The following is a 12,402-nucleotide window of genomic DNA, read 5'->3' as shown; positions in this document are numbered from 1 at the left end:
ATGATTTTTATAAATTATATTTAATAGAATAAAGATATTTATCAAATAAAATTCGGATCATATTTTTTAATTTCTTGTAAAATCTTATTTTGCATTTCACCATTATTTAAATTTCTATATAATTTATACTCAAATTTAAGAATTTTTTCAAATAAACCTTTTTTCTCAATCTTACTATTTTTAAGTATTTTAATTTCTTCTAAAGCCTCATTATTTTTATTATTTTCAAATAGATACATTGCTTTATCTAATATTAAAGAATCTTTTTGTTTATTTGCGACTAATACTGCTTTATTTATTGAATCTAAAGCCATATTATAATTATTAGTAGCTTTATAGTATTTAAAATAAATTTTATAATAATTTGAATCTAGAGATTCATTACTATTATATGCATCTTCTAAAAAAGATTTCGCATTTTCAAAATCTTTTAATTCTATACTTATATCCGCTCTATTCAAAAATGATCTAAATTTATAATAAGAATTATCTGTTTCACTTGATATTAAAGATACTTCTACTTCTAAATAATTTTTTATTGCTTCTTGATAATTTTTTGATTTTTGATGAATTTCGCCTATCATAAAATAAGCTTCTGAATTTGGCTTTAAGGCTAATGCTTTATTCAAATAATTTAATGCCTCTTGATAATTTTCCATTTCAAAATAAGCTTTTCCTAACCATAAATTTGCAGAAAAGTAATTTTCATCTTGCTCTAATGCCTTTTTAAAATATAATTCTGCTTTTTCATAATTATCTATTGAACCATATAATTTACCTAAATAATAGTATGTTTCTTTTTGATTAGGTCTTATTGATAAAATCTTTTTATATTGCTCTTCAGCTTTTTTAAAATCGTCAACATTATTGGAATTGTCTCCATCATTAGAATAGGCATAAATATTTCCTAAATTCATCATTGCAATATGAAATTTTTCATCATTCTGAATTGATTTCTCAAAATAATTTTTAGCTTCTTGATTAAATTTAATTTTATCTTCTATATTTTTAGCTCTTAAAGCTTTTTCATTACTATTAATACCTAACCATAAATATATATTTTTAATATTTTTATTATCATTTGGTGTTTTTTCTAATTGATTTAATAATTCTTCTGCATCATCGTATTTTTCTGATTCAATTAAAATAGTTGCTTTTCTAATTTTATAAAAGATTTCATCTTCTTTAGAAAAATTATTTTCTTCTTCAATTTTAATAGCTTTTTCTATCTCTTCTAGAGCTTTATTATTTTCATTTAATGCAAAATAAGTTTGAGCCTTGATTAAATAAGCTTTTCCAAAATATTCATCTTCTTTTGATTTTAAAATAAAATCAGCATTGGAAAATGCAGTTTGAGCATCTATCAACTCTTTTTCATTATATGGTCTATCTAAATTCTTTATTTGTTCAACACTTAACATACTTTCTATAAATGTTTTTAAATAAATAGTATCTATATTTTCATTATCAAGATATAAAGATTTCTCAATAGTATTTAAAGCAACAATTGGAGCATTTTCATAAAAATACATATTTTCAGCAACTTTATTTAAATTAATTACAGCTTCTTTAACTTTTTTATTTTTCAAATAATCTACTATAAAATCTTTGCCTGGACCTATAGCCCCCAAAATTGAACATATTGCAAGAACTAAATATAAAAATAGTTTAATCGCTTTAAAATATTTTTTTAATTCTAAAGAGTGATTATCACAAGTAAGACTTTCCTGAGAATAACCATCTTTTTCTTTAATTCTATTTATAATATTTTCTATATCAGCTTTTGTCATCTCTGTAACAGGAGTATATAGTTCATGATTATTCCAAAAATTCTTAATTGCATTCCACATATGTTAAACCTTTGCTATTTAAGATTTTTTAATTTTTGAAATCTTTTTTTTCTAGTATCTTTTAGTTTATAAGATTCATTTTGATCATAGGCTAATTCTTTAATTATTGGTTCTAATCTTGTTAATCTATCTACAGGATAATTTGCCCCACCATAAGAATTAGTAGTTTCTTTTAATTTATTTAATGTTGATAGAAATTCTTTAGGATCATAACCTGCATTTACTAAAAGTTTAATAGCTAATGTATCAGCTTCTACTTCTTGAGAAACACCATAGCCATTAACAATTGAATTTGATAGATAATTTAATAAAGTAACTGAAGCAAACCTTGCATATTGATTATCAACATTTTTTGCAATTCCTAAATTTGATGCAATTCCTACTGCATCATCAATTTTAAAACTTTTATCAGCATGAAGATTATGTTTTTCTTGTATATGACCTATTTCATGAGCCAATATAGACGCTAATTGATCCTCATTTTCCAAATAAGTGAATATTCCATCATTTACAACAATAATTCCTCCTGGGAGAGCCATTGCATTTAAAGATTTATCTTCAACTAAAATTACTTTATATCCATCATAAACATAAGGCTTATCGCTTGAAAGAACAAGTGAATTAACAATATTATTTAAATATATAACTTTTTGAGATTTTGCATCATGAATATTACTAGTAACTAATTCTGATAATTGCATTTTGCCAATTAAAAACTCTTCTTCAGGAGTTAAATTATCAAAAATTTTCAAAGTATTTCCAATGTAATCTTTATTTGCACTTGCTACTTTACATATAATTAAGCTACAGATTAAAATAAGAACCAACTTTTTCATTTAAGACCTCCTTCTTTTCTAAAATTAGATAATTGAATATTTGAATTATTATTTGAACTAGTCAACAAAGATTCAATTTCCTCAATTGTATATTTAGAATTAAAATCTAATTGAGATTTTGAATTTCCAAAGTTTTTAACACTTTTTTCTGCTCTTTCTTCATTTGACCAGTTTTTACCATTTGAATCAAAAGTTGTTTTTTGATTTGAATTTTTATCTTTTACTACTTCCCATAAAGTACTTGCAGAATCACTAAATAAATCTAAAAAAGATTCTTCTACTAAAGAGCTTTTTGGAATATACCCTTGTTTATTAGGAGTTAAAACCTTATACCATTGTGAATCATCTTTTGATTTAATTATTTTTAATTCTTCATTAATTTTTACCTCTGCAACTATTTGACTTTTTGCATCAGGTTTTTCTGTTATGAGAGCTTTTTTAACACCAACTTTAAGCGTAGGTTCATTTGACAAAATATTTGAAACAATGTTGCTATTTTTTGCACAACCTGTAAATATTAAAGAAGTAAAGAAGAGATATAGAATTATTTTTTTCATATTTTTCCTTATGTATAAATTATTTAAAGAATTATTAATCCAACTTTTAATAAGAGTTTCATAAAATAATAAAAATTTATTTTATAAAATTTACTATAAAGTTGGATTCCCCTAATATAACGTTTAATTTACAATTAACATCATGTATCCAATTGTAAATTAAACAAACTATTCTTTATTTAACTATAAAATGTTTGTATTTAATTGAAATCATACAAAAAAAGAATAGCAATAGAATTGCAAAAAGAAATTATTAATTATGTGTTATAACTACAAATAAATAGTTATTTTATAAATTTAAATTAATAATCTTACAAAAAGGATAGAAAATGATTTTATCTTGCTTAATTTATATTATTAAATAACTCAACTTTCGCACATAAAACCTAACTGTTTTTTAGTGTAAACTCTGAGTACATGAATGATTTGCTCTAAATCTTTATTTCTCTTGACTATTTGTGCAGATTGTATCAATTGTTCTAGGATTTTTACAAATAATTCCATAGATATTGCTAGAGTTTCAAGCTGGCATTCTAAATCTCTAAAAAGATTACCTAAGGTTTGTGGTTCATTTTGAACTCTATTAATATAGCTTGTAAGATTATAAGCTAAAAATGAAAGTGTAATACGAGCTATTAAAGCTTCAAAGATACGATTTTCTTCTTTACCAAATTGAAAGTATTCTCTTAAATCTTTATATCCTTGTTCAATATTCCATCGTTTTTTATATGTATTGATTATTTCAATATCAGATAAATTTGTATTTGTTGATATTATTGGAATTAGATTATCTTTGGTTTTAATAAATACAATTTTTAATCTACCAAGTGTTTTATGTGTAGTTGTAGTTGAAACATAATTGTATTTTATAGAGTTATAGTTTCCAAGTCTTGAAGCTTTATTTTGTTTTGCATAATTGTAAAGTGTTTCAAGTGTTTTAAATTTACCTGTAAATTGCCAGATTTTAGGATTGTTTGCAATTCTTGTAATTACATCAAGACCATTTTCTTTTACTTCATTTATAAAATTTGGTTTAGCATACCAGCTATCAACAAGAAGATAATCTGAATATATTCCAGATTTTAAAACACGTTTCAACATATCAAGAGCTAAAATATTTTTACCATCATTACCTTCAACTCTTCTTTTATAAGCATTGCTTTTATGATGAAAACTATTTTCATCAACATTTACAATTTGATTTTTATTATAATTTATAGAAAAATCCAACATCATATCCGTATAACAATCGCTATAATTAAGTGATACAATATTCAAACCTTTTACAGTTCTATGTTCTTTATTGCTCCAAAGATTTTTACAACTACCTTCTATAAATTTACCTCTTTTAATTTCAACAGTATCATCTATAATCAATACTTTTGTATCAGTAGTTTTTTGAAGTTTATGCAATTTGCTAATAAGTTTTATAGATGTCAGTAATAGTAATTTTCTCCAATTGTACTTACTACTTTTTAGTAATCTGTAGTAAACATCTTTTTTATAACTATCATTGCTATATTTCATAAATGTAGATATTTTTTTATTGATAATAAACATATATAAAAAATGTAAAATTATCATATATGGAGATTTGCCAATATCTTTTTTTATGAAATTGCTTTGTTTTAGAATAGAACTAAAATTTATATCTCTTAAAATAGAAAGAATAGGATTTTTTAATACATTGTTCATAGCAGTTTGGATAAAATTGTCAATACCCATAAAAATACCTTTTATAATTGATTTGTGGTGATGAAATTATATCAAAAAGTGTCTATTTATGGGCTTTTAAAAGCTTTTACATATAAGAAATTAATGATTTTTTATGTGCGAAAGTTGAGTTAATAAATATTACAAATTGAAAGATTTTAAATATCTACTCTTCGTATATTTTTTTCTAAATATGGATATTCCATATGTTTTGCAGTTGCTCTTGAAACATTTTCTCCAAAATATCTTTTTACAATATAAAGTGCCATATCAATTCCTGCTGAAATACCTGCACTTGAGATGATATTTCCATCTTCTACATAGTGTTTATCTTTGCACACTTTTATATTTTTAAATTCATCTTCCATTCTTTGAAGACTTTTCCAGTGTGTTGTAGCATTTACACCATCAAGTAATTTTGCACTTGCTAAAATAAGAGAACCTGTACAAACAGAAGTCAAAAGTTCAACTTCTTTTGCTTTTTTGTTTACAAATTTTAAAACTCTTTCATCATACATAAGTTTTCTTGTACCCATTCCACCTGGAACTATTAAAATATCAAGTTCTGGACAAGTTTCAAAATCAAAATCAGGAACTACTTTCATACCACCAGTTGTTAAAACAATATCTTTTGTAATAGATACAAGTTTTACATCAAAAGGAGACAAAGTTTCTAATCTTTTTGATTCATCAACTCTTGTTACACTTAAAACCTCAAATGGTCCACAAAAATCTAAAACTTCTATATCATCAAAAACAAAAATTCCAACTACTTTTTGCATAAATTTACCTTTTAAAAAATATTAAACTATTTTATCATAGTTTGGATATACTCCTTTTCTATTTTGGATATTCAGGCTTAAGGTTTAAGCAACAAAGATATTTTCCAAATCTCTTCTTTGTACAATTATCCAATTTCTATTAAAAAAAGGAAATTGAATGAAAAAAATAATTCTATCAATCTGTACACTTTTTGTTTGTTCGCTAAGTGCAAACAGTGATTTAGACCTATTTAAAGGTTTAAAGGGTACTTTAAATATTGCTGGTGGGACTGCTCATATAGCTTCTGAAAAAGAAGCTATGAAAAATATTATGGAAGCATATCCTGAAATTACAATGACAATTGCTGGTGGTGGAACTGGTGTTGGAATAAAGCAAGTAACTGAAGGTTTAGTTGATATTGCAAATGCTGGTCGAGCTCCAAAAAAAGATGAGATTGAAAGAGGCGATTTAAAAAGCTTCGTTTTTGCAATGGACGGAATTGCTGTTATTGTAAACAACAATTCAGATATTAAAAATCTATCAACAGAGCAGTTAATTGATATTTTTACTGGAAAAGTAAAATCTTTTAAAGATTTAGGTTTAAAAGGTGGAAAAATCAATCTTTATGTAAGAGATGCTTCAAGTGGAACAATGGAAGTATTTACAAATGAAGGTATTAAAAATGCTCAAATTTCTCAAGATGCAAAAGTTGTTGCTTCAAATGCTGCAATGAAAACAGCTGTATTATCTGATAAAAATGGTATTGGATTTATCTCATTTGGTACAGTTGATGATAGTGTAAAAGCTATTTGTATAGATAATAGATGCCCTAGCAATGAGACAATCTTAAATAGTGAATATCATATTTCAAGAGGTTTATATATGGTTACAAAAGGTGAGCCAAAACCTCTAGCAAAAGCATTTATAGATTATATGAAAAGCAATAGTGGTGCAGAAATTACTAGCAAACTTGGATTAATTCCTTATCAAAAGTAGTTTATGTATTATCTATTTAATTTTGGGCTTGTTATATCAATTTTTATAACAAGCTCACTTGTACTATTTATACTATTTTTTTTAATCTATTTTTCATTTCCACTTCTTACTTCTGGAAATTTTTTACAGTTTTTTGCTTTTGAGTGGATTGAGCAAAAAAGTCTTTATGGTTTAATGCCAATGATTTTAGGAACAATTTATATAAGTATTCTTGCAACACTAATTGCAACTATTATGAGTTTTTCGTTTGCATCACTTATGGCATTTTTTATTCCAAAAAATATTTCAAATATATTAAATAAATTTATGCTTTTTATATCAGGAGTTCCAACAGTTTTATATGCTTTTATAGCTATATTTTTGTTAGTTCCTTGGCTAAATGATATTTTAGATGGACAAGGTTTTAGTATTCTTACAGCATCTTTTGTATTAAGTTTTGTAGTTCTTCCTACAATGACAATAATTTTATTTAATACATTTAACTCAACTTCAAAAAAAACAATTTTGGCTGCAAAATCTTTGGGCGCAACAAATGAGGATATATTTTTTGATTTAATATTAAAAACTTCAAAAAAAGGGATAATTAGTGCTATTATCTTAGGATTTGCAAGAGCTGTTGGAGATACTATGATAGCTTTGATGATTGCTGGAAATAGTCTTCAAATTCCAAACTCTATTTTAGATAGTGCAAGAACTTTAACTTCTCATATTGCGCTAATAAATGCAAGTGATTATGAATCAACTGCTTTTAAAGCAATATTTTTGTGTGGATTACTACTTTTAGTATTCTCTTTTCTAACTGTTGTTAGTTTAAAACTTATAAATAAAGAGGCAAGATGAGTAGAAAAATTGTTATATCTCTGTTTTTTTTAGTAGTTATTTTTTCTATTTTAATACTTGCTATATTTTTTACATTTGTATTTTACAAAGGTTTTAGTAGTTTTTCTTTAGAGATTATTTTTGATAATGTTCCAATTTTAGATGCAATTTTAGGAAAACAAAGAGTTTTTGATGGAATATTTAATGCAATTGTTGGCTCACTTTTTGTATCTTTATTGGCTATAGTTTTTGCTCTGCCTTTAGGATTTTTAAGTGGAGTTTTTATAGCAATTTTTGCATCAAAAAAGGTTAAAGAGATTTTTAGCTTCTCTTATGAACTTTTGGCTTTTGTACCATCTATTGTTATTGGACTTTTTGGCTTATCTGTTACTATATATTTACACAAAATGTTTTTTGATGATTTATATACTTGTCTTCTAATATCATCAATATGTTTAGCAATTTTAGTTATTCCATATATTGTTAAAATGACAGAACAAGCACTTTACTCAATTCCATATCAGATAAAAAACTCTGTATTAAATCTAGGTGCTACAAAGTATCAAAACCTTTTTTTGGTACAACTTCCATATATAAGTAAACAGCTATTTAGTAGTGTTGTTTTGGCAATTGGAAGAGCTGTTGAAGATACTGCTGTTATCATGATGACAGGAGCTGTTGCTATGGGAGGAATTCCAAACTCACTTTTGGAAAAATATGAAGCTATTCCATTTTTTATATTTTATGTATCTTCACAATATCAAGATATTTATGAACTAAATAAAGGTTATGTAGCTGCTATGATACTTCTTTTTGTATCACTTAGCCTTTTTATTTTTGCATTTATTTTACAAAAAATTGCTATTAGAAGGAGCCAAAAACTTGAGTAAAAATATTTTAAAAATAGAGAATTTAAATCTTTACTATGATGACAAACAGGTCTTAAAAGATTTAAACTTGAATATAGAAAAAAACTCAATCACAGCAATAAGTGGTCCAAGTGGAATTGGAAAAAGCTCTTTGCTTCTTGTGTTAAATCAGATGATAAAAGAGTATGAAAATGCAAGTTTTACTGGAAAAGTATATTTTAATGATGATAATAAAGATATTGATATTACAACTTTATCAAATAAAGAACTACCAAATCTTAGAAAAAAAATTGTATATGTAAGCCAACATCCAGATATTTTACCATTCTCTATTTTTGAAAATTTATATTTTCCTCTAAAGCTTCAAAAAATAAAAAAAGATGATGCAAAAAAGTTAATAACAGAGGTATTAAAAAAAGTTCATTTGTATGATGAAGTAAAAAATAGATTAGATGATAGTGCATATTTACTATCAGGTGGTCAGCAGCAAAGATTGATTTTAGCAAGAGCTTTGATACTAAAACCAAAAGTTTTACTTCTTGATGAACCAACTGCTTCATTAAATGAAGAGTTAGCATTAAAAATCGAAAATTTGATTTTAGAGTTAAAAAAAAGTTGTACAATAGTTATAATATCGCACTTTAAATCTCAAATATTAAATGTAGCAGACTCTATATTTTCTCTAGAATATTAGATTTGATACAAATAATTAACTTAACTTTCGCACATAAAAAATCATCAATTTCTTATATGTAAAAGCTTTTAAAAGCCCATAAATAGACACTTTTTGATATAATTTCATCACCACAAATCAATTATAAAAGGTATTTTTATGGGTATTGACAATTTTATCCAAACTGCTATGAACAATGTATTAAAAAATCCTATTCTTTCTATTTTAAGAGATATAAATTTTAGTTCTATTCTAAAACAAAGCAATTTCATAAAAAAAGATATTGGCAAATCTCCATATATGATAATTTTACATTTTTTATATATGTTTATTATCAATAAAAAAATATCTACATGGAATGACCCCAAAAAAGTAGACAGAAATTTATTCAGTTAATTAAAATAACAATTTAGAGAAAATTGTAAACAATTGAAGGAATTAAAAATGGCAAGAAGAGAATATAGTGAAGAGTTTAGAAGAGATGCTGTAAAACAAGTTATAGAAAATGGATATGGGGTTGTTGAAACAGCTGAGAGGTTAGGTGTCCATTATGATTCTTTGAGAAACTGGATAAAAAAATACAAATCACCAGAAGCTGAAGTAGAAATAAAAAAAACTCAAGATACAACAGCTGAAATAAAAAGATTGCAAAAAGAATTAAAGAGAGTTACAGAAGAGAGGGATATTTTAAAAAAGGCCGCAGCGTACTTTGCAAACAACCCAAATTAAAGTACGCATTTATAAAGGAGTATCAAATACAGTACACAATCAGAAGAATGTGTACTGTATTGAAAGTTCATCCTAGTGGGTATTATAAATGGTTAAAACAACCTATTTCAAATTTAGAGATTGAAAATCAACAAATTTTACAAGAGATAAAAAAAGCATATAGAGAGTCAAATGGGATATATGGATATAGAAATATTCATAAAGATTTAAAGGCTTCAAATATACATGTAAATAAGAAAAGAGTTGCAAGATTAATGAAAGAAGCAAAACTTTGTGGAATAGGAAATTATAAAAGAAAACCAAAGCATAAGGCTGGTTCAATTCATAAAGCACATCCAAATCATTTAAAACAATGTTTTTTAACATATAAACCAAATGAATCTTGGGTTAGTGATATCACATATATCAGAACTTATGAAGGATGGTTATATTTAGCTACAGTTATAGATCTTTATTCAAGAAAAATAATTGGTTGGGCAACAGGACATAGACAATCAACATCTTTAATTATTAAAGCTTTGAAAAAAACAACTCACAGAATTAAAAATCATAAAGTAATTCTTCATTCAGATCAAGGTAGCCAATATAGTTCTTATGAATACCAAACATTTTTAAAGCATCATAATATTATCCCAAGTATGAGCCGTAGAGGTAATTGTTATGATAATGCAGTAGCAGAGAGTTTTTTTAAGACATTAAAAAAAGAATTAGTTAGAAAAACTATATTTCATACAAGAGCAGAAGCTAGAGATAAAATATTTGAATATATAGAAATGTTTTATAACGCAAAAAGACGACATAGTTTTTTAGATTTTATAAGTCCAAATGAATTTGAGAAAAGATACAATGATAGTGTTACTCAACCCAAGGTGTTAACTGATTAAAAAAGTGTCTACTAACTTGGGGTCATTCCAAGTTGAAGGTAATGATGGTAAAAATATTTTAGCTCTTGATATGTTGAAACGTGTTTTAAAATCTGGAATATATTCAGATTATCTTCTTGTTGATAGCTGGTATGCTAAACCAAATTTTATAAATGAAGTAAAAGAAAATGGTCTTGATGTAATTACAAGAATTGCAAACAATCCTAAAATCTGGCAATTTACAGGTAAATTTAAAACACTTGAAACACTTTACAATTATGCAAAACAAAATAAAGCTTCAAGACTTGGAAACTATAACTCTATAAAATACAATTATGTTTCAACTACAACTACACATAAAACACTTGGTAGATTAAAAATTGTATTTATTAAAACCAAAGATAATCTAATTCCAATAATATCAACAAATACAAATTTATCTGATATTGAAATAATCAATACATATAAAAAACGATGGAATATTGAACAAGGATATAAAGATTTAAGAGAATACTTTCAATTTGGTAAAGAAGAAAATCGTATCTTTGAAGCTTTAATAGCTCGTATTACACTTTCATTTTTAGCTTATAATCTTACAAGCTATATTAATAGAGTTCAAAATGAACCACAAACCTTAGGTAATCTTTTTAGAGATTTAGAATGCCAGCTTGAAACTCTAGCAATTTCAATGGAACTATTTCTAAAAATCTTAGAACAAATAATAGAATCCCAAGAAATTGTCAAGAGAAATAAAGATTTAGAGCAAATCATCCATATGCTCAGAGTTTACACTAAAAAACAGTTAGGTTTTATGTGCGAAAGTTGAGTAAATAATCTTAATTAACAAAAATCAACAATATCAATTTTTTAAGGTACTGATTAAGGTATTAATTTTAAAACTAAATTAAGTCCTTAAAACAAATTTATTAGAATAACTTTAACTTGTGTATATTTCCATCATATTGTTTAAATATTTATTCCTAATTTATTTTTAATAAAATATATTAAATATACTTATTCTTTTTTAATATTAAAATTCCACAAATAATTTACAATAATAAGTAAAACTTCTAATTGCGATAACTTTAATTGAAATGTTATTAAGCATAAAAAAAAGAAAAAATAGCTAATATTTCTTTCTTAAATTTTAAAAGGAGAAAAAATGAAAAAAGTAGTTCTTGCAACAGTAGCATTAGTTGGTTTTGCATTTGCAGATGCACCAGCATCTTATGCAACATGTAAAGCATGTCATGGGGTAAAAGGTGAAATCAATATAACAACTCAAAGCAAATCTCATGTTCCAGCAAATCTAACAAAAGCTGATATTGAAAAAGCTTTACATGGTTATAAAGATGGTTCTTATGGTGGAGCAATGAAAGGTCTTATGAAAGGTCAAGTTGCTAAATTAAGTGATGATGATATTAAAGCATTAGCTGATTATATGGGTAAATAATCTAAAGATTATTTCATTATATTATATAAAAAGAGGAAGATTTAATCTTCCTCTTTTTTTTGGTCTTTTTTCCCTTGAATTTTTGCCTCTTTTATAGATTTATCTTTTTTTATAGCATCATTTAAATCTTCTACACTATCAAAAAGCATTCCATTTGTCATTTTTGAAGCATCATCAAACTGACCTGACTTTGCAGCCCAAATAAATAAAAATAACATTCCAGCTGAGATTATAAGTCCAACAACTAGCATAAAAAATAGTGTATCATCAATCATAGTATTA

14 protein-coding genes are annotated in these 12,402 nt (G+C 25.3%); 8 read left to right on the top strand and 6 right to left on the bottom strand.

Translation table 11 applies throughout. The annotated features are described in order from the left end of the window. Positions 1–41: 41 nt before the first annotated feature. The 5 genes from ATR_RS02800 to ATR_RS02780 form a co-directional block, all read right to left on the bottom strand. Positions 42–1,850: a tetratricopeptide repeat protein gene (locus tag ATR_RS02800; RefSeq protein ID WP_115427971.1), complete on the bottom strand. Its 1,809-nt coding sequence runs from the start codon at positions 1,848–1,850 to the stop codon at positions 42–44. 14 nt (positions 1,851–1,864) lie between these two features. Then, entirely contained in the window at positions 1,865–2,686 is an 822-nt protein-coding gene (locus ATR_RS02795) for a M48 family metallopeptidase (RefSeq protein ID WP_115427970.1), read from the bottom strand. Continuing rightward, on the bottom strand, positions 2,683–3,243 hold the full coding sequence (locus ATR_RS02790; RefSeq protein ID WP_115427969.1) for an SH3 domain-containing protein: 561 nt from the start codon (positions 3,241–3,243) through the stop codon (positions 2,683–2,685). Before ATR_RS02790 ends, ATR_RS02795 begins: the two co-directional genes overlap by 4 nt. 366 nt (positions 3,244–3,609) lie before the next feature. After that, a complete protein-coding gene (locus ATR_RS02785) occupies positions 3,610–4,968 on the bottom strand; it encodes an IS4 family transposase (protein ID WP_115427525.1) in 1,359 nt (452 codons plus the stop codon). 146 nt (positions 4,969–5,114) lie between these two features. Next, complete coding sequence (locus ATR_RS02780; protein WP_115427968.1) at positions 5,115–5,738, bottom strand: DJ-1/PfpI family protein; 624 nt, start codon at positions 5,736–5,738, stop codon at positions 5,115–5,117. A 157-nt stretch (positions 5,739–5,895) separates the two neighbouring features. On the opposite strand from ATR_RS02780, the gene ATR_RS02775 reads away from it, so the two are divergent. The 8 genes from ATR_RS02775 (at position 5,896) to ATR_RS02740 (ending at position 12,120) form a co-directional block, all read left to right on the top strand. Further along, positions 5,896–6,714: a phosphate ABC transporter substrate-binding protein gene (locus tag ATR_RS02775; protein WP_115427967.1), complete on the top strand. Its 819-nt coding sequence runs from the start codon at positions 5,896–5,898 to the stop codon at positions 6,712–6,714. A gap of 3 nt (positions 6,715–6,717) precedes the next feature. Beyond that, on the top strand, positions 6,718–7,554 hold the full coding sequence (locus ATR_RS02770) for a PstC family ABC transporter permease (RefSeq protein ID WP_115427966.1): 837 nt from the start codon (positions 6,718–6,720) through the stop codon (positions 7,552–7,554). After that, entirely contained in the window at positions 7,551–8,423 is an 873-nt protein-coding gene (locus ATR_RS02765) for a PstA family ABC transporter permease (RefSeq protein ID WP_115427965.1), read from the top strand. Before ATR_RS02770 ends, ATR_RS02765 begins: the two co-directional genes overlap by 4 nt. After that, the gene (locus ATR_RS02760) at positions 8,416–9,096 is read left to right on the top strand and encodes a phosphate ABC transporter ATP-binding protein (RefSeq protein WP_164966917.1); all 681 of its coding nucleotides are present in this window, start codon (positions 8,416–8,418) and stop codon (positions 9,094–9,096) included. Before ATR_RS02765 ends, ATR_RS02760 begins: the two co-directional genes overlap by 8 nt. A gap of 138 nt (positions 9,097–9,234) precedes the next feature. Further along, positions 9,235–9,471 carry a hypothetical protein gene (locus tag ATR_RS02755; protein WP_115427963.1) on the top strand — a complete coding sequence of 79 codons (237 nt, stop codon included), beginning with the start codon at positions 9,235–9,237 and terminating at the stop codon, positions 9,469–9,471. 48 nt (positions 9,472–9,519) lie between these two features. Next, positions 9,520–10,688 (top strand): IS3 family transposase gene (locus ATR_RS02750; protein ID WP_115427962.1). Its coding sequence is split into 2 segments (ribosomal slippage): positions 9,520–9,772 and positions 9,772–10,688, totalling 1,170 coding nucleotides; the frame shifts between segments, so codons are not numbered across the junction. A gap of 16 nt (positions 10,689–10,704) precedes the next feature. After that, entirely contained in the window at positions 10,705–11,493 is a 789-nt protein-coding gene (locus tag ATR_RS02745) for a transposase (protein ID WP_115427961.1), read from the top strand. Between the two features lie 336 nt (positions 11,494–11,829). Continuing rightward, positions 11,830–12,120: a c-type cytochrome gene (locus tag ATR_RS02740; RefSeq protein ID WP_115427960.1), complete on the top strand. Its 291-nt coding sequence runs from the start codon at positions 11,830–11,832 to the stop codon at positions 12,118–12,120. A 41-nt stretch (positions 12,121–12,161) separates the two neighbouring features. Here the strand turns inward: ATR_RS02740 and ccoS are convergent, their stop codons facing one another. Then, the gene (gene ccoS, locus ATR_RS02735) at positions 12,162–12,395 is read right to left on the bottom strand and encodes a cbb3-type cytochrome oxidase assembly protein CcoS (protein WP_115427959.1); all 234 of its coding nucleotides are present in this window, start codon (positions 12,393–12,395) and stop codon (positions 12,162–12,164) included. Between the last annotated feature and the right edge of the window lie 7 nt (positions 12,396–12,402).

The sequence above is a fragment of the Aliarcobacter trophiarum LMG 25534 genome (assembly GCF_003355515.1).
Taxonomy (GTDB): domain Bacteria; phylum Campylobacterota; class Campylobacteria; order Campylobacterales; family Arcobacteraceae; genus Aliarcobacter; species Aliarcobacter trophiarum.
Note: the sequence above shows the minus strand (reverse complement) of the source record. Positions and strands in the feature narration are given on the sequence as shown.

Excerpts from the sequence above, each read along its gene's own strand:
- ATR_RS02770 (WP_115427966.1), top strand. The coding sequence starts at position 6,718 with ATGTATTATCTATTTAATTTTGGGCTTGTTATATCAATTTTTATAACA.
- ATR_RS02785 (WP_115427525.1), bottom strand. The coding sequence starts at position 4,968 with ATGGGTATTGACAATTTTATCCAAACTGCTATGAACAATGTATTAAAA.
- ATR_RS02795 (WP_115427970.1), bottom strand. The coding sequence starts at position 2,686 with ATGAAAAAGTTGGTTCTTATTTTAATCTGTAGCTTAATTATATGTAAA.
- ATR_RS02790 (WP_115427969.1), bottom strand. The coding sequence starts at position 3,243 with ATGAAAAAAATAATTCTATATCTCTTCTTTACTTCTTTAATATTTACA.
- ATR_RS02775 (WP_115427967.1), top strand. The coding sequence starts at position 5,896 with ATGAAAAAAATAATTCTATCAATCTGTACACTTTTTGTTTGTTCGCTA.
- ATR_RS02800 (WP_115427971.1), bottom strand. The coding sequence starts at position 1,850 with ATGTGGAATGCAATTAAGAATTTTTGGAATAATCATGAACTATATACT.
- ATR_RS02780 (WP_115427968.1), bottom strand. The coding sequence starts at position 5,738 with ATGCAAAAAGTAGTTGGAATTTTTGTTTTTGATGATATAGAAGTTTTA.
- ATR_RS02740 (WP_115427960.1), top strand. The coding sequence starts at position 11,830 with ATGAAAAAAGTAGTTCTTGCAACAGTAGCATTAGTTGGTTTTGCATTT.
- ATR_RS02765 (WP_115427965.1), top strand. The coding sequence starts at position 7,551 with ATGAGTAGAAAAATTGTTATATCTCTGTTTTTTTTAGTAGTTATTTTT.
- ccoS (WP_115427959.1), bottom strand. The coding sequence starts at position 12,395 with ATGATTGATGATACACTATTTTTTATGCTAGTTGTTGGACTTATAATC.
- ATR_RS02755 (WP_115427963.1), top strand. The coding sequence starts at position 9,235 with ATGGGTATTGACAATTTTATCCAAACTGCTATGAACAATGTATTAAAA.